This window comes from Comamonas flocculans, from assembly GCF_007954405.1.
Taxonomy (GTDB): Bacteria; Pseudomonadota; Gammaproteobacteria; order Burkholderiales; family Burkholderiaceae_C; genus Comamonas_C; species Comamonas_C flocculans.
Genome location: NZ_CP042344.1, coordinates 1,133,557 through 1,147,681 on the forward strand (window position 1 = coordinate 1,133,557; position 14,125 = coordinate 1,147,681).

At 69.3% G+C, this 14,125-nt stretch carries 16 protein-coding genes; 10 read left to right on the forward strand and 6 right to left on the reverse strand.

Annotation, left to right across the window (positions count from 1 at the left end; genetic code table 11):
* Positions 1 to 88: 88 nt before the first annotated feature.
* The 5 genes from FOZ74_RS05550 to FOZ74_RS05570 all read left to right on the forward strand — a co-directional run bounded on the left by FOZ74_RS05550 (position 89) and on the right by FOZ74_RS05570 (position 5,245).
* The gene (locus FOZ74_RS05550; protein WP_146912131.1) at positions 89 to 1,471 is read left to right on the forward strand and encodes an aminopeptidase P N-terminal domain-containing protein; all 1,383 of its coding nucleotides are present in this window, start codon (positions 89 to 91) and stop codon (positions 1,469 to 1,471) included.
* 151 nt (positions 1,472 to 1,622) lie between these two features.
* Complete coding sequence (locus tag FOZ74_RS05555; RefSeq protein ID WP_146912132.1) at positions 1,623 to 1,976, forward strand: cupredoxin domain-containing protein; 354 nt, start codon at positions 1,623 to 1,625, stop codon at positions 1,974 to 1,976.
* Between the two features lie 2 nt (positions 1,977 to 1,978).
* Positions 1,979 to 2,812: an FTR1 family iron permease gene (locus FOZ74_RS05560; protein WP_146912133.1), complete on the forward strand. Its 834-nt coding sequence runs from the start codon at positions 1,979 to 1,981 to the stop codon at positions 2,810 to 2,812.
* Between the two features lie 76 nt (positions 2,813 to 2,888).
* Positions 2,889 to 4,331 (forward strand): pyruvate kinase, encoded by a 1,443-nt coding sequence (gene pyk, locus FOZ74_RS05565; protein WP_146912134.1) that lies wholly within the window; start codon positions 2,889 to 2,891, stop codon positions 4,329 to 4,331.
* 128 nt (positions 4,332 to 4,459) lie between these two features.
* A complete protein-coding gene (locus tag FOZ74_RS05570; protein WP_146912135.1) occupies positions 4,460 to 5,245 on the forward strand; it encodes a hypothetical protein in 786 nt (261 codons plus the stop codon).
* A 23-nt stretch (positions 5,246 to 5,268) separates the two neighbouring features.
* On the opposite strand, the gene FOZ74_RS16035 is transcribed toward FOZ74_RS05570, so the two are convergent.
* A complete protein-coding gene (locus tag FOZ74_RS16035) occupies positions 5,269 to 5,676 on the reverse strand; it encodes a hypothetical protein (protein WP_186764662.1) in 408 nt (135 codons plus the stop codon).
* Between the two features lie 51 nt (positions 5,677 to 5,727).
* Here FOZ74_RS16035 and FOZ74_RS05580 point away from each other — a divergent pair, with 51 nt between their 5' ends.
* The 3 genes from FOZ74_RS05580 (at position 5,728) to FOZ74_RS05590 (ending at position 6,779) form a co-directional block, all read left to right on the forward strand.
* Complete coding sequence (locus tag FOZ74_RS05580; RefSeq protein ID WP_146912136.1) at positions 5,728 to 5,976, forward strand: antitoxin; 249 nt, start codon at positions 5,728 to 5,730, stop codon at positions 5,974 to 5,976.
* Between the two features lie 321 nt (positions 5,977 to 6,297).
* The gene (locus FOZ74_RS05585) at positions 6,298 to 6,555 is read left to right on the forward strand and encodes a type II toxin-antitoxin system RelB/DinJ family antitoxin (protein WP_186764663.1); all 258 of its coding nucleotides are present in this window, start codon (positions 6,298 to 6,300) and stop codon (positions 6,553 to 6,555) included.
* Positions 6,555 to 6,779 (forward strand): type II toxin-antitoxin system YafQ family toxin, encoded by a 225-nt coding sequence (locus tag FOZ74_RS05590; protein ID WP_146912138.1) that lies wholly within the window; start codon positions 6,555 to 6,557, stop codon positions 6,777 to 6,779. The genes FOZ74_RS05585 and FOZ74_RS05590 overlap by 1 nt, the downstream gene beginning before the upstream one ends.
* A 60-nt stretch (positions 6,780 to 6,839) precedes the next feature.
* Here the strand turns inward: FOZ74_RS05590 and FOZ74_RS05595 are convergent, their stop codons facing one another.
* Positions 6,840 to 7,397: an RNA polymerase sigma factor gene (locus tag FOZ74_RS05595; protein ID WP_146912139.1), complete on the reverse strand. Its 558-nt coding sequence runs from the start codon at positions 7,395 to 7,397 to the stop codon at positions 6,840 to 6,842.
* Between the two features lie 347 nt (positions 7,398 to 7,744).
* On the opposite strand from FOZ74_RS05595, the gene FOZ74_RS05600 reads away from it, so the two are divergent.
* Together FOZ74_RS05600 and fba are read left to right on the forward strand one after the other, a co-directional pair.
* Positions 7,745 to 9,058, forward strand: a complete 1,314-nt coding sequence (locus FOZ74_RS05600; RefSeq protein WP_146912140.1) for a DUF2325 domain-containing protein — start codon at positions 7,745 to 7,747, stop codon at positions 9,056 to 9,058.
* Positions 9,059 to 9,179: 121 nt separating this feature from the next.
* Complete coding sequence (fba, locus tag FOZ74_RS05605) at positions 9,180 to 10,244, forward strand: class II fructose-bisphosphate aldolase (protein ID WP_146912141.1); 1,065 nt, start codon at positions 9,180 to 9,182, stop codon at positions 10,242 to 10,244.
* Positions 10,245 to 10,338: 94 nt separating this feature from the next.
* On the opposite strand, the gene FOZ74_RS05610 is transcribed toward fba, so the two are convergent.
* From FOZ74_RS05610 to FOZ74_RS05625, 4 genes are all read right to left on the reverse strand, one after another.
* Positions 10,339 to 10,983, reverse strand: coding sequence for a hypothetical protein (locus FOZ74_RS05610; protein ID WP_146912142.1), 645 nt, complete (start codon positions 10,981 to 10,983; stop codon positions 10,339 to 10,341).
* Between the two features lie 221 nt (positions 10,984 to 11,204).
* A complete protein-coding gene (locus FOZ74_RS05615) occupies positions 11,205 to 12,449 on the reverse strand; it encodes an NnrS family protein (RefSeq protein WP_186764681.1) in 1,245 nt (414 codons plus the stop codon).
* A 5-nt stretch (positions 12,450 to 12,454) separates the two neighbouring features.
* The gene (locus FOZ74_RS05620; RefSeq protein WP_146912143.1) at positions 12,455 to 13,309 is read right to left on the reverse strand and encodes an ABC transporter ATP-binding protein; all 855 of its coding nucleotides are present in this window, start codon (positions 13,307 to 13,309) and stop codon (positions 12,455 to 12,457) included.
* Entirely contained in the window at positions 13,306 to 14,121 is an 816-nt protein-coding gene (locus FOZ74_RS05625; RefSeq protein WP_146912144.1) for an ABC transporter permease, read from the reverse strand. The genes FOZ74_RS05620 and FOZ74_RS05625 overlap by 4 nt, the downstream gene beginning before the upstream one ends.
* Positions 14,122 to 14,125 lie beyond the last annotated feature (4 nt).

Genomic DNA, 14,125 nt, shown 5'->3' on the forward strand with positions numbered 1-14,125 from the left:
GGAACCTGAAACGGCGCGGCGGCACTCATGGCGCGGGCAGTTTAAGGCCCGCGGCCGGCGCCCCGTCGGCGCAGTACGATGCGGCCCCATGACCTCCATCTACGCACAGCGCCGTGCCCGCCTGGCTGCCCAGCTGGGCGAAGGCGCGATCGCGCTCATACCCACGGCGGCGGTGGCGCTGCGCAACCGCGACAGCGACTTTCCCTACCGGCACGACAGCTACTTCTACTACCTGAGCGGCTTCACCGAACCCGACGCCTGGCTGGTGCTGGATGGCAGCGGCCACAGCAGCCTGTTTTGCCAGCCCAGGGACATGGAGCGCGAGATCTGGGACGGCTACCGCCTGGGGCCACAGGCCGCGGTGCAGAGCCTGGGCGTGGACGAGGCGTTTTCCAGCGCGGAACTCGAGCAGCGCATGCCCGCGCTGCTGGAAAACCGCCGCACCGTGTGGTGGCCGTTTGCGGTGCACCGCGGTCTTGCCGCGCGGCTCGAAGGCTGGCTCGCGCAAGTGCGGGCACGCGCGCGCACCGGCGTGCTCTGCCCCGCGCACCAGAGCGACGTCTGCGCGCTGCTCGATGAGATGCGCCTGATCAAGGACAGCGGTGAACGGGAGACCATCCGCCGGGCGGCGCAGATCAGTGCCCTGGGCCACGTGCGCGCCATGCGGCGCAGCGCCCGCATGCTGCGCCAGGGCGAAGACGTGCGCGAATACCACCTCGAAGCCGAGCTGCTGCACGCCTTTCGCGAACACGGCGCGCAGGCCCCAGCCTACAACTCTATCGTGGCCGCCGGCGCCAATGCCTGCGTGCTGCACTACCGCGCCGGCGACACAGCGGTGCGCGACGGCGAACTGGTCCTGATCGACGCCGCCTGCGAGCTCGATGGCTACGCCAGCGACATCACCCGCACCTTCCCCGCCAACGGGCGCTTCACCGGGCCGCAGCGCGCGCTCTACGACGTGGTGCTGGCCAGCCAGCAGGCCGCGGTTGCCGCCACCCGCCCCGGAGCACGCTTTGACGACCCGCACGACGCGGCGCTCGCCGTGCTGGCGCAGGGCATGCTGGACCTGCGGCTGCTCGATGCGAACACCGTGGGCAATGCGCAGGACGTGATCGCCAGCCGCGCCTATTTCCCCTTCTACATGCACCGCACCAGCCACTGGATGGGCATGGACGTGCACGACTGCGGCAGCTACGGCGAGCCCGGCGAGGCCAATCAGGCGCGCGAGGAGACGGACGCGCTCAGCGGCCAGGCGCTGCTCCGGCGCCCCAGCCGCATCCTGCGCCCCGGCATGGTGCTGACGATAGAACCGGGCATCTATGTGCGCCCGGACAGCGGCGCGCCACCGGCCTTTCACGGCATGGGCATACGCATCGAAGACGACGCCATCGTGACGGATGAGGGCTGCGAACTGGTGAGCCGGGGCGTGCCGGTCGAGCCCGAGGCGATCGAAGCCCTGATGAAGGACTGACACTGCAGCCGCCGCCCGATGCGGACGGCGTCGGCGCCGATGCAGACAAGGCTCAGGGAATCTTTTGCCCGTAATGCGAATCGATGGCATTGTCATTTTTGACTCACAATCGACAGTCCGGACGTTTTCCCGAACACAGAAAGCCTTTTTCATGCTGCATCGACGCTCTTTCAACACCAGGTTGCTGCAGGGTCTGGCCGCGGCGCTGGCCGGTCGGGCCGCTGCCGCCGCGGCCGAGGACCTCCCCGTCGCACGCGTCGAGTTCAACGACGGCGCGGTGAACACCCGTCTGATCGAGCTGCCCGCCGGCAAACGCTTCATGCTGGAGATGGTGAACACGGGCAAGACCCCGGCCGAATTCGAGTCGCGCTCGCTGGGCGTGGAAATCGTCATCCCGCCCGGCGCCACGCGCACGCGTCGCATGCCGCCCAAGCTCGCAGGCAAATACCCCTTCTTCGACGACTTCCACATGGAGACGACGCAGGGCCACCTCGTCATGAAATAGCCATGGAACAAGTCGTCTTCGTGATCTGGCGCGAGAGCGTGGAAGCGCTGCTCGTCGTCGGCATCCTGTACAGCTGGCTCGCACGCACGCCGGGGGCCGAATCGGGCCGCCGCTGGCTCTGGGGCGGCGTGGTGGCCGGCCTGCTGCTGGCCGGCCTGCTGGGCCTGGGCATCTACAGCGCGCAGGAGCTGCTGATGGACTGGCAGGACCAGTTCCAGACCCTGATGGTGCTGGTGGCCGCGGCACTGATCGTGCAGATGGTGCTGTGGATGCGCGCGCACGGACGCACGCTCAAACGCGAGCTGGAGCAGGGCCTGACGCGCAACCTGCAGCAGCAGAACTGGTGGGGCGTGGCGGTGCTGGCGGCACTGGCCATCGCTCGCGAGGGCAGCGAAGCCGTGGTCTTCCTGTACGGAACGCTGGCGGCCGCGCCCGCGAGCGAGCTGCCCTGGATGGGCCTGGCCGCGCTGGGCGGCCTGGCGGCGGCGCTGGCCACCTTCTGGCTGCTGCAGCTGGGCGGCAAAGTGCTGACCTGGCCCCGGTTTTTCCGCATCACCGAGATCCTGCTGCTGCTGCTGGCGGCCTCGCTCATCGTCACCGGGGTGGAGAAGCTGCAGATGCTGGAATGGCTGCCCACGCTGGCGGACGGCATCTGGGACACTTCCTGGCTGCTGCCCGACATGGGGCGCGTGGGCGGTCTGGTGGCCGGCATCACGGGCTACCGCGCCCAGCCCTCGCTGATGACGGTGCTGGTCTATGCCGCCTACTGGCTGCTGATGGCCGTCCTGCTGCGCCGCCCGGCTGCCGCGCCCAGGCCCACGCACCAGGCCGCCTGAAGGGGCGCAGCCCGTGCCTGGCCCCGGTCGGGCCGGGCACAATGGCCGCAACTCCCTTTTCACGGAAGCAGCGCACATGTCCGCCCACATACGACGGGCCACCAAGATCGTGGCCACCTTGGGTCCCGCCTCCGGCAATCTTTCCTTGCTGGAGAAAATGATAGCTACCGGCGTCAACGTGGTGCGCCTGAACTTCAGCCACGGCCAGGCGCGCGAACATCAGGAGCGCGCGGCCATGGTGCGTGAAGCCTCCACGCGCGCCGGGCGCGAAGTCGCAATCATGGCCGACCTGCAGGGCCCGAAGATCCGCGTCGGCACTTTCGAGCAGGGCAAGGTGCTGCTGCGCGAAGGCCAGGACTTCACGCTCGATGCGGCGCGCCAGACGCCGGGCGACGTCACGGCCGTGGGGCTGGACTACAAGGAATTGCCGCACGACGTGCGCCGTGGCGATGTGCTGCTGCTCAACGACGGGCTGATCGTGCTGCGCGTCGAAGACATCGAGGGCGATGCGGTGCACACCAGCGTGGTCATAGGCGGTGAGCTCTCGGACCACAAGGGCATCAACCGCCAGGGCGGCGGCCTGAGCGCGCCGGCCCTGACCGCCAAGGACATGGAAGACATCCGCACCGCCATGTCCTTCCAGGCAGACTACGTGGCCGTGAGTTTTCCCAAGAACGCCACCGACATGGAGATGGCGCGCCAACTGTGCAACGTGGCCGGAGCCCAGTGGCGGCACAAGCCCGGCATGATCGCCAAGATCGAGCGTGCCGAGGCGGTGCCGCGCCTGCAGGAAATACTGCAGGCTTCCGACGGCATCATGGTGGCGCGCGGCGACCTGGCGGTGGAGGTGGGCAATGCGACGGTGCCGGCGCTGCAAAAGAAGATGATCCGCGCGGCGCGCGGCATGGACAAGGTGGTGATCACCGCCACGCAGATGATGGAGAGCATGATCACCAACCCCGTACCCACGCGCGCCGAGGTCAGCGACGTGGCCAACGCGGTGCTCGACGGCACCGACGCGGTGATGCTCAGCGCCGAAACCGCCGCAGGCAAATACCCGCTGGAGACGGTGGAGCAGGTGGCGCGCATCTGCGCCGCCGCCGAAGCCGCCGAAGACCTGGAGCACGACGCCGATTTCGGCGTGCAGGCCCTGGGGCGCGTGGACCAGTCCATCGCCATGGGCGCGCTGTTCACGGCGCAGCACCTCGGCGCCAAGGCCATCGTGGCGATGACGGACAGCGGCTCCACCGCGCTGTGGATGAGCCGCAAGCGCGTGCATATTCCCATCTACGCGCTCACGCCCAAGATCAGCACGCAGCGGCGCATGGCCATCTATCGCAACGTGCGCCCGCTGCTGATGGACACCAGCGCAGACCGCGACACCGCCCTGGCCCAGGCCGAAGTGCAGCTCAAGGAGCGCAACATCGTGCGCTCGGGCGACCTGTACGCCATCACCTGCGGCGAACCCATGGGCCAGCCCGGCGGCACCAACATGCTCAAGATCTGCAAGGTGCGCTGACCGGGTACGACTGCGCGCACCCCGGCACCGGCTCGCGCCGCAGCAGGCCATGCCAGGCGCCTCGCGCCCGGCGCGGGGAGCATGGCGCCACGCCCTCAACTTGCCAGGCACGCTTTCCGGGGCCGCGCATGCGCAACATTCTCGACTTCACCTCTTGGCACACTCTGCTGACTACCGCCATCGGCCTCCTGCTCGCATCCCTGCTGATGGTCGGCATCCGGCTGGTGCTGATGCAGACCCTGCAGCGCCGCCGTGAACGCGAGAACCGGCAGATCAACGAGCGCCTGCGCACGCTGATTGCAGCCTACAAGACACTGGGCGGCTCGTTCACGGGCGACCTGTCGGTAGACCCCGCCCACAAGCGCGACCAGCGCACCGAGGCGGGTGCGGCCCCTGATGGCGCCAGCGACGGCCAAGCCAGCGCCACCAACGCCGACCAGGCACCAGACAGCGAACCCGACTCCGCCGCTTCGGCCGATCCATCGCTGCCCTCTGAAAGCGTGGCCGAACGCCGGCGGCGCACCCGCGACGCGGTCGAGGCGGCGCTGTCCGACATCATCCTGCTGGGCACCGAAGAGCAGGTGCGCCTGGCCGCCACCGCCGCCAACGACATGGTGATGGGCCGCACGGTGCACCTGGCAGCACTGGTGCATTCGCTGCGCGACTTCATCCGTGCGGCACTGTGGCTGGAGCCCATCCCGCACGACGTGCATGTCCCCGATCAAGGCCCCTTGCGGCCCAGCGCGGGAGGCGGCGGTGCCCGCGGTACGCGGGGCGCGGCGGCGGGAGGTGGCGCCTCGGGAGGACGGGGTGGTGGTGGTGCTGGAGGAGGAAGTGGTGGAATGGGGATGGGCGTCGGGATGGGGGTGGGCAAGCACACGCCGGGTGACGCACCCACCAGCGGCATGGTTTGAACCGACGGGACACGCGCACGGGGCTATGGACCCGGTGGATGCCAGCTCCAGGAGCTCGGCCTGCGCGCGTCAAGGCTTGCCGCGTGCGCTGGCCCCATGCAAATGCCGGCGCCCCCCCGGTTCGCGCCGCAGAGCGGACAGCTCCGCCACCCCGGCGTCCGCGCCGCTTTCCTGCGGTTCGCCCACAGCCCGCCCGCGATCAGCACCAGCGCCAGCGCCTGCAAGCCAAGCCCCTCGGCCGTCGGGTGGATGCCCAGTAGCGGCAGCGAAACGAAGCGCACCGCCGTGGCATCGATGACGCCCGCCTCCTGCAGCGCCGCCACGCCCCCGCCGATGAAGACGACGGCCATCAGCGCCAGCAGCTCTCTTTTCGGGAATACCCGTTCACGGATACCCAACCCGCTTTCGGGCCAAGAAATCGACAAACCCACATTTGCGGGTTAGGGTGAACGCCATCACCAGCACCCTGCGAGAGCCGCACCATGAGCCGCCTGACCATCGACGTGACCGAGCAGCAGCACCAGAGCCGCAAGGCCATGGCCGCGCTGGCGGGCAAGACCATCCAGCAATATGCGCCGGAGCGGCTGCTGTCCTTGGATGAAGAGCAGGCCCTGCAAGAGCTGAAAGCCCTGCTGCTGGAGCGCCTGGCCGAGGCCGAGCGCGGCGAAGTCTCGCCGCTCAGCGCCGTTGAAATCGCCGACGAAGTAGCGCGCGAAACCAGCGCGGCATGACCCGGCAGCGCCCCTACACGCTCACCTGCCGCGCAAGTGCCGACCTGAGCCACATCAGCCTCCACACCGCCGCGAAGTGAGGCGAGGCCCAGCGGCAAACCTACGTCCGGCAGTTCCAGACCGCCACCACCGCCCTGGCCGCCGACCAAGGCCCCTGCAAGGACTGGGGCCACTTGCTGCCCCGCCTGCGTGTCAAAGCCGTCGGCAGCCACTACCTCTTTGGCGTGCGCCAGCCGGGCGGCGCGCTGCGCGTGCCACTGGAAAATGTGGCCCCGCCGTGGACACATGAGGGCCACAATGAAGCCCTCAAGGAGAAACCCCATGGATACCGTCGTCAAGGCAAGAGTGACCGAGGCCGACAAACTGGCCGCCGCGGAAGTCCTGCGTGAAATGGGCCTGACCATTTCCGACCTGCTGCGCATGACCGTCATCAGGACGGCCAAAACCCGGCAAATCCCCTTCGAGGTGGGCCTGAGCCCGGTCAACCAGTCGGTGGTCGATGAGATCGAAGCCGGCCAGGCCCTGCGGGCCAGCCGCGACGTCGATCTGGAACTCCCCTCCGGCAAGACGCGCGGCTGATGCGCGATCTTTTCGTCTCCAGCCAGTTCAGGAAAGACCTGCAACGCGAGTACGCCGGCCAGCACAAGGCGCTGCGTGAAGAACTGGCCCTGGTGCTCGGACGGCTGATGTTCGACGTGCCGCTGGAAATGCGGCACAAAGACCACGGCCTGACCGGCAACTGGGCGGGTTCGGGTGGAGTGGGCTGGGCGGTCATGGAAAAAGAAGGCTGCCTGTGGATGTAGACGTACCAGCGACGCGCAATACGGTAGCGCGCCAGCGGCCCATGCGGGATTTTCGCCGCGTCATGGCGCGGGGCGTTTCTTGCGCCCCCGCGCCGGTGCGGGGCGCGCTTCGGCGCCTTCGCGCTCCTGCAGGCACTGCCAGCAGGCCTGCATGGCAATGCGCAACTGCATTTCCACGGTGCGCGGCGAAATCTGCATGCGTGCAGCGATCTCGGCGTAGGACAGGCCGTCGAACTTGTACAGGATGAAGGCTTCACGGCAGCGCGGTGGCAGTTGCTCGATGACGGCGGTGACGGCCGCCAGATTTTCACGCTCGGCCACGATGGCGTCCGGCTGGCGCGACGGCGGGCCTGGCAGGTCTTCCAGGCCCAGTTCCCGGTCGTCCAGCGAGGCGCCCATGCCGGCCGCGGCGCGTACTTCGGCGCGGCGGTAGCGGTCCACCACGAGGTTGCGTGCCGTGCGGTACAGCAGCGCGCACGGGTTGCGCACCGGCCGGCCCGACTGCTGCGCGGCCAGCACGCGGGCGTAGCTCTCCTGCGTCAGGTCGGCCGCAGCCTTGCGGCTGTTCACGGCGCGGGCGATGAAGTTCAGCAGTTCGCGGTAATGGCGTTCGAGCACGGGACGGCCGTGGATACAAGGGGGCGAGGCGGCGGCCAGCGGCGCTGTCTCATGAAATCAAATGGGAATCGTTCTCATTATTGCCGATGCAACGGCAGCCGCGGCCAGCACCGGCAGTACGCACCACGCCAAAAGTGGACCGACTGTAGAATTACGAACGAGAATCGTTATCATTTAATTGACCGAGATCGGATAGCTGCCATGGCCCATGCCCTGAAGCCTGTTTGCATGAAAGCGCCATCCGCGCCGCGCCGCGCACGACAGCCGCTCGGTTGCCGGACCCGCCCTCCACGCCCGGCAAGGCGGCGGACGCGCGCCCGTAAGGCGCCCGTGACGAGGAGCCTGCCGTGAATCTCCTGCAGCAAAGCACGCCCACCACGCTCCCGGGCTGGACAGGCACCCTGGGCTTGTTCACCCGGGCGCCGGGCGCATCGGCCACGGCCGAACGGGGCACACCGGCCACGGAAGATCGGGTCGCACCGGACCGCAGCTCGCGCCGCAAGCGCCTGTGGGAGCTCGACTCCCACGCCCACTGCCCGGTGCTGGGCGTGTGCATGCCACTGCCGCTGCTGCGCAAGGTGCTCGGCAAGGCGCTGGACAGGCAGGCCCTGGAGGACGACTACGACCTGCATTGCCTTGCCGTGTCGGAGTGCAAGAGCCGCAGCGCCGTGGCCCAGACGCTGCAGCGCACGCTGGACCAGCGCTACCGGCTGGCGCTGCAGCAGGCCGCGCGCCTGAAGACCACGCAGGCGCTGGCCGCGTGGTGGGAGCGGGCGCTGCGCTCCCAGGACATTGCCGGCCCCTTCTGGGCCACCCTCACGCACGCCCGCTGCAGCGCGGAACTGGCACACCGCATGGAAGGCCAGGTGCACATGCTGCAGCACCAGGTGGGCACCGCCACGCGCGTGGAGCACGACCGCCTGGAAGCCCTGCAGGAACGGGTGGCCGAGCTGGCCCGGGAACTGGATGCCAGCGCCCTGCGCGCCCAGCGCCAGGCACAAGAGCATGCGCGGCGCACCGAGGCGCTGGAGGCGGCCAACGCGCAGTTGCGTGCGCAGCTGCTGGCGCGCGATGCACAGGCCCATGCGCTGCAGCAATTGCAGGCGGCAGCGGCCGGGCTGCAGGCGCGCGTGGAACTGGCGCGGGAAGTGCAGCAGCTGAGCGAGCAGCGCGGTGAGCTGCAGCGCGCGCTGCTGCAGGCCCGCCAGGAAGCCGAACGCTGGCGCCGCCGCGCGGACGAACTGGGCGAGGCCCTGCAGCGCCGCCAGGCCTGCACGGCCGCGGAAGGCGCCACCGGCGGGAACGGGTCTGGCGCCACCTGCCCGCTGGCCGAGCGGCTGGCCGCATGCGCCGTGCTCTGCGTCGGCGGCCGCCAGGCCAGCGTACCGGTCTACCGCCAGCTGATCGAGCAGACCGGCGGGCGCTTCCTGCACCACGACGGCGGCGAGGAGCACAACCCGGCAAAGCTGGACGCCACGCTGGCGGCGGCGGACCTCGTGATCTGCCAGACGGGCTGCATCAGCCATGACGCCTACTGGCGCGTGAAGGACCACTGCAAGCGCACTGGCAAGCGCTGCATCTTCGTGGACAGCCCCAGCGGCAGCGGGATGAAGAAGGCGCTGATGGCCCTGTTGCCCGCGCCGGCCGCCACCCCGGCCTGAGCGGCGCATGCCCTGCCCGGGTGAGCGGCTGCGGCCACCGCCACCGATGCCATGCGCGCCGGCCTCCTAGAATCGGCCGTTACGAATACCCGATTTTTGCAACTACCCAACGGAGCTTTCCATGCCCCTAGTCTCGATGCGTGAACTTCTGGACCATGCCGCCGAAAACGGCTATGGCATTCCTGCCTTCAACGTCAACAACCTGGAGCAGGTCCAGGCCGTGATGTCCGCCGCCGACGAAGTGGGCGCGCCGGTCATCCTGCAGGCCAGCGCCGGCGCGCGCAAGTACGCGGGCGAGCCCTTCATCAAGCATTTGATCACCGCCGCCTGCGAGGCCTGGCCGCACATTCCCATGGTGATGCACCAGGACCACGGCACCAGCCCCAAGGTCTGCGAGGGCGCGATCGCGCTGGGCTTCGGTTCGGTGATGATGGATGGCTCGCTGATGGAAGACGGCAAGACGCCGTCGTCCTTCGACTACAACGTGCGCGTGACGCAGGAGGTGGTGGCCATGGCGCACAAGGTGGGCGTCACGGTGGAAGGCGAGCTGGGGTGCCTGGGCTCGCTGGAAACCGGCGAGGCCGGCGAGGAAGACGGCATAGGCGCGGTGGGCAAGCTCAGCCACGACCAGCTGCTCACCGACCCCGAGGAGGCGGCGCAGTTCGTCAAGGCCACGCAGCTCGATGCGCTGGCGATTGCCATTGGCACCAGCCACGGCGCCTACAAGTTCACCCGCCCGCCCACCGGCGACGTGCTCTCGATCCAGCGCGTGAAGGAAATCCACGCCCGCCTGCCCAACACCCACCTGGTGATGCACGGCAGCTCCAGCGTGCCGCAGGAGCTGCTGGCCATCATCAACGAGCATGGAGGCAAAATGAAGCAGACCTGGGGCGTGCCGGTCAAGGAAATCCAGGAGGCAATCAAGCACGGCGTGCGCAAGATCAACATCGACACCGACATCCGCATGGCCATGACCGGCGCGGTGCGCAAGTTCCAGGTGGAAAACCCGGAGAAGTTCGACATGCGCGAGTGGATGAAGCCCGCGCGTGAAGCGGCCAAGGCGGTATGCAAGGCGCGCTACCTGGAGTTTGGCTGCGAAGGCCAGGGCAGCAAGGTCAAGGGCCTGAGTCTTGCGCAGATGGCCGAGCGCTACGCCTCGGGCGCACTGGCGCAAGTGGTGCAGTAAGCGCTGCGAAGCCGCAGACCGGACGGCACCGGGCTTTGCAGGCCCGGTGCCGTTTTTCATTGGTAGCCACGCTGTGGCGGCCTCGACGGGCGGCTCAGGCGCGCGGCTGCCAGTCGCTCACGTGGATCATCTGGGGGTCGGTGGCGTGTTCGGTGAGCATCTTGCACACCCTGCCCTGCCAGAGTTCGCCGAAGCGGGCCAGGTCTGCATCGCTGGCGTAGCCGCCCACGGCCCTGGGCATGACTTCGCGCATCTCGTCCGTCCAGGGCACGACGGCGGCGTTGAGCGACACCTGCACCGCGCGGCCGGTGTCCATGCGGCGCAGGGCGAACACGCCCTGCACCGGCTGGTCGAACTTGAGCAGATCGGCGCGCGAAAACTGCCCGCCTATGCCATGGAAGCCGGTTTCCGGCGCGGCGCCGGTCAGCAGCTGCACCACGCTGGCCACCACGCCGTTGGCGCCGCTGTCGCGCCCCTCGCTCATGAAGACCTCGATCTCGCCGCGCACCGGCAGCTCGTCGCCGTAGAGCGCGCGCAGGCCGTTCAGGACCATCAGCCAGGTGCCCGCCACCGTGGGGCAGGAATGGCCGGCCAGGCGCACCGCGTCGGCGTATTCGTAGGTGATGGCACCGCCGTGCACGGCAGCGCCGAGGAACTGGGCCAGCTTGTCACGCACGGTGAGGCTGGGCACGTCGGCAAAGAAGGCCGGGAAGTCCTGGTCACGCGAAGAAACACCCACTTCAAGCTCCTGTCTCAGTGTGAGGGTCGGGCCCGGCGACGCCTGGACTTGCAGCAGCGGTTTCAGCCGCGAAAACGGTTCGCGGCCAAAACCAGCGGCAGTGCAAGCTTCAAGGGGCCGGACCAAGCCTTGCGCCGGCGGATCTGCCATGCGGCGCGATGGGCACCATTATTCAAATTTGGCTTGTCCACAAACGAATCAAGGTTGCAGGCCGGCGGCCTTCAGCCGGGCTTGCCCAGCACACCGGCGCAGCCCTCGCGCCCATCGGCGCGCGGGCGCAGGAACACCGGCAGCATGCGCGTGCTTTGCAGCGCGAAGGCGGCGCACCACAGGGCGGCGGCCAGGCCCATCCACAGGGCCGTGGGCGCGGCGACGTAGGCGAGTGCCCGCAGCACGGCCGCCAGCATCAGCGCCAGCGCGCCCCAAAGCACCCAGGGGCGGCCATCCTTTTCCACCCCGGCGTGGGTGTAGCCGGCGATGCAGATCACGATGTAGATGTTCAGCCCCAGCACGCCGGTGGTCAGCAGGTGCACCCCGGCGTTGGGGCTGAAGGCCTGGGTGAGCCGCGCCAGCGCGCCGACGCCGTAGCCCAGGGCCATGAAGCCGTAGACGCCGTAGAGCATGAGCGGCCAGCGGCGCAGCAGGGGGCGGCCCACGTGCCAGTCATTGAGCAGGTTGAGCACGGCGCACATGGCGGCCAGCGCCAGCCAGGCGGTGACCTGCCCCGGTGCCTGGATGAACTCTGCCGCGGTACACAGCGCCACGGCCAGCAGGGCCAGGTTGCGCCGGGGCGGGCGGGCGAGGTAGGGCGGGCGGTCCAGCCTGTCCAGCAGCACCTGGGCGTCGATGCTGGCGTTGACCACGCTCATGGAGATGCGGCTCATGGCGACGATGATGAGAGCCACCAGCGCACCCAGCCAGGCGTGCAGCCAGCGCAGCGGCTCGCCGGCGCGCAGGGCATCGACGTAAAACCCGGCCAGCAGCGCGGCAAGCAGGGCCAGCATCCAGAGGAAGGAAAGGTGGCGGCGGTCCGGGTCCTGCCACAGGCGCGGAGCAAGCAGGCGGGCCAGGCCCAGCAGCAGGGCGAGGTGCGCGATACCCGCAAGGGCCAGGCCCGCCGTGGGCCACCAGCCGCTGCACCAGAAGGCCAGGCGGCCGACCAGCCACAGGGCGACGAAGCGGCGCACCGGCGCGGCGTCAAACGCCGGGGTGTCGGTGAATTCCGGCACGGCGGTGAGCACGAAGCCGGCGATGGCGGCGGTGCCAAAGCCCACCAGCAGCTCATGCGCATGCCAGACGAAGGGGCCGCCGAGCACGGCGGGCAGCGGCCAGCCCATGAAGAGAAAGCCACCCCACAGCAGCATGACCAGCCAGGCCCAGATCAGCGCCAGCGCGAAGAAGGGGCGAAACGGGCACAGCCACAGCGGGTGCTGCAACTGCCAGAGCGCGGCGCGGCGCAGAGTCATGGCGTTCACAGCGGCACCTCGCAGCGGTGGGTGTCTAGCGCGGGCGTTTGCAATACGGCCTGGCCGGGCTGCAGGCCGGTGACGTCCGCGGCGGGCTGGCGCGCAGCCTCCCGCTTGGCGGGGGGCAGTTCAAAGGCTGCGCGTACCACGGGCTGGGCCAGCAGCAGCGCAGTCTGGCGGTGCACCCAGTCGTCGTCGCGCTGCAGCGCGGGCAGGGCCAGGTCCAGCCGCCAGCAGATGCGCGCGGGGGAGCCAGCAAGCACCAGCACACTGTCGGCCAGGGCCACGGCTTCGGTCAGGTCGTGGGTGATCATCAACACGGCAAGCTGGCGGCGCGCCTGCTCGGCCAGCAGCAGCTGGTGCATTTGCTCGCGCAGGCCGATGTCCAGGGCGGAAAAAGGCTCGTCGAGCAGCAGCAGATCAGGCTGCAGCACCAGTGCACGCGCCAGGGCGGCGCGGCTTTGCATGCCGCCCGAGAGCTGGCCGGGAAACTGCGCCAGGGCCAGCGCGTCCAGGCCCATGGCCTCGCCCATGGCGCGGGCCTGGGCCAAGCGCTGGGGCGCACGCAGGCCGCGCGCCTTCAGGCCCAGGGCGATGTTGTCCAGCACCGTCTTCCAGGGCAGCAGGTGGGGCTGCTGAAACAGCATGGCGGTGCGCGCAAAGCCGTTGTCCACCCGCCCCGCGCGTACCGTGAGCAGGCCGGCGCACAGGTGCAGCAAGGTGCTTTTGCCGCTGCCCGAAGGGCCGACCAGCGCCAGGGTATGCCCGGCGGGCAGTTGCAGGGCAATTTCCTGCAGCACCTCGCGCGGGCCGAAGGCGTGGGACAGCGCCTGCACTGTGAGTGCGGCGGCGGCGCTCACGGCTGCCCTCCCGCGCGGGCGCTTCCTGCGTCGCGCCAGCGCTCGATCTCGCGCTTGACGGGCTCCAGCAGCAGGTATTCCAGCGCCAGCAGCACCAGCACGATGGCGCCTATCCAGGCCAGCGTGGCGGCCATGTCCAGTTGCGCGCGGCTGGCGGCCAGCTCGGCGCCTATGCCGGTGTCGGACGCCAGCAGTTCAGCCATCACGACCACCTTCCAGCTGCTGCCCAGGGCGACGATCCAGGCGGGGAAGAGGTAGGAGATGACGTGCGGCAAATACACGTCGAGCACGCGCATGTGCCAGGGCAGCGCAAAGGCGCGCGCCAAGTCGCGCCAGTGGTGCTCCAGCGTGCGCGCGCCCTGCAGGCCACCGAGAAAGACCACGGGAAAGCAGGCGATGAAGACGGTGAAGACCGGCGTGCCGTCGCCCGTGCCGAACCACAGCATGGCCAGCACCAGCCAGGCGATGGGCGGCGTGCCCAGCAGCACGGTAACCCAGGGGCGCGACATCATGGAGGCCGTCATCGACACGCCCGCCAGCACACCCAGCAGGCTGCCCGCCGCCAGCGCCAGCGCCAGGCCCATGAAGGCGCGGCGCGCGCTGATGGCCAGCGCCGGCCACAGCATGCCGCCCTGCTCTGCCCAGCGTGCTAGGGTGTCAGCGGCCTCCAGCGGCGTGGGCAGCACCAGCGGGCCGTAGATCTGGGCCACGGCCTCCCAGAGGGCAACCATCAGAAACAAGCTGGCGACCGCGCCCCAGCCACTCCAGAGATAGGCCGGAATGCCGGTGAACCAGCGGCGCAGCAAGGACATGGGG

What these genes read in the sequence shown, in the direction of transcription:
- FOZ74_RS05625 (WP_146912144.1), bottom strand. Translation starts at nt 14,121, where the DNA reads ATGTCCTTGCTGCGCCGCTGGTTCACCGGCATTCCGGCCTATCTCTGG.
- FOZ74_RS05590 (WP_146912138.1), top strand. Translation starts at nt 6,555, where the DNA reads ATGCGCGATCTTTTCGTCTCCAGCCAGTTCAGGAAAGACCTGCAACGC.
- pyk (WP_146912134.1), top strand. Translation starts at nt 2,889, where the DNA reads ATGTCCGCCCACATACGACGGGCCACCAAGATCGTGGCCACCTTGGGT.
- FOZ74_RS05570 (WP_146912135.1), top strand. Translation starts at nt 4,460, where the DNA reads ATGCGCAACATTCTCGACTTCACCTCTTGGCACACTCTGCTGACTACC.
- FOZ74_RS05615 (WP_186764681.1), bottom strand. Translation starts at nt 12,449, where the DNA reads ATGACTCTGCGCCGCGCCGCGCTCTGGCAGTTGCAGCACCCGCTGTGG.
- FOZ74_RS05555 (WP_146912132.1), top strand. Translation starts at nt 1,623, where the DNA reads ATGCTGCATCGACGCTCTTTCAACACCAGGTTGCTGCAGGGTCTGGCC.
- FOZ74_RS05585 (WP_186764663.1), top strand. Translation starts at nt 6,298, where the DNA reads ATGGATACCGTCGTCAAGGCAAGAGTGACCGAGGCCGACAAACTGGCC.
- FOZ74_RS05560 (WP_146912133.1), top strand. Translation starts at nt 1,979, where the DNA reads ATGGAACAAGTCGTCTTCGTGATCTGGCGCGAGAGCGTGGAAGCGCTG.
- FOZ74_RS05550 (WP_146912131.1), top strand. Translation starts at nt 89, where the DNA reads ATGACCTCCATCTACGCACAGCGCCGTGCCCGCCTGGCTGCCCAGCTG.
- fba (WP_146912141.1), top strand. Translation starts at nt 9,180, where the DNA reads ATGCCCCTAGTCTCGATGCGTGAACTTCTGGACCATGCCGCCGAAAAC.
- FOZ74_RS05580 (WP_146912136.1), top strand. Translation starts at nt 5,728, where the DNA reads ATGAGCCGCCTGACCATCGACGTGACCGAGCAGCAGCACCAGAGCCGC.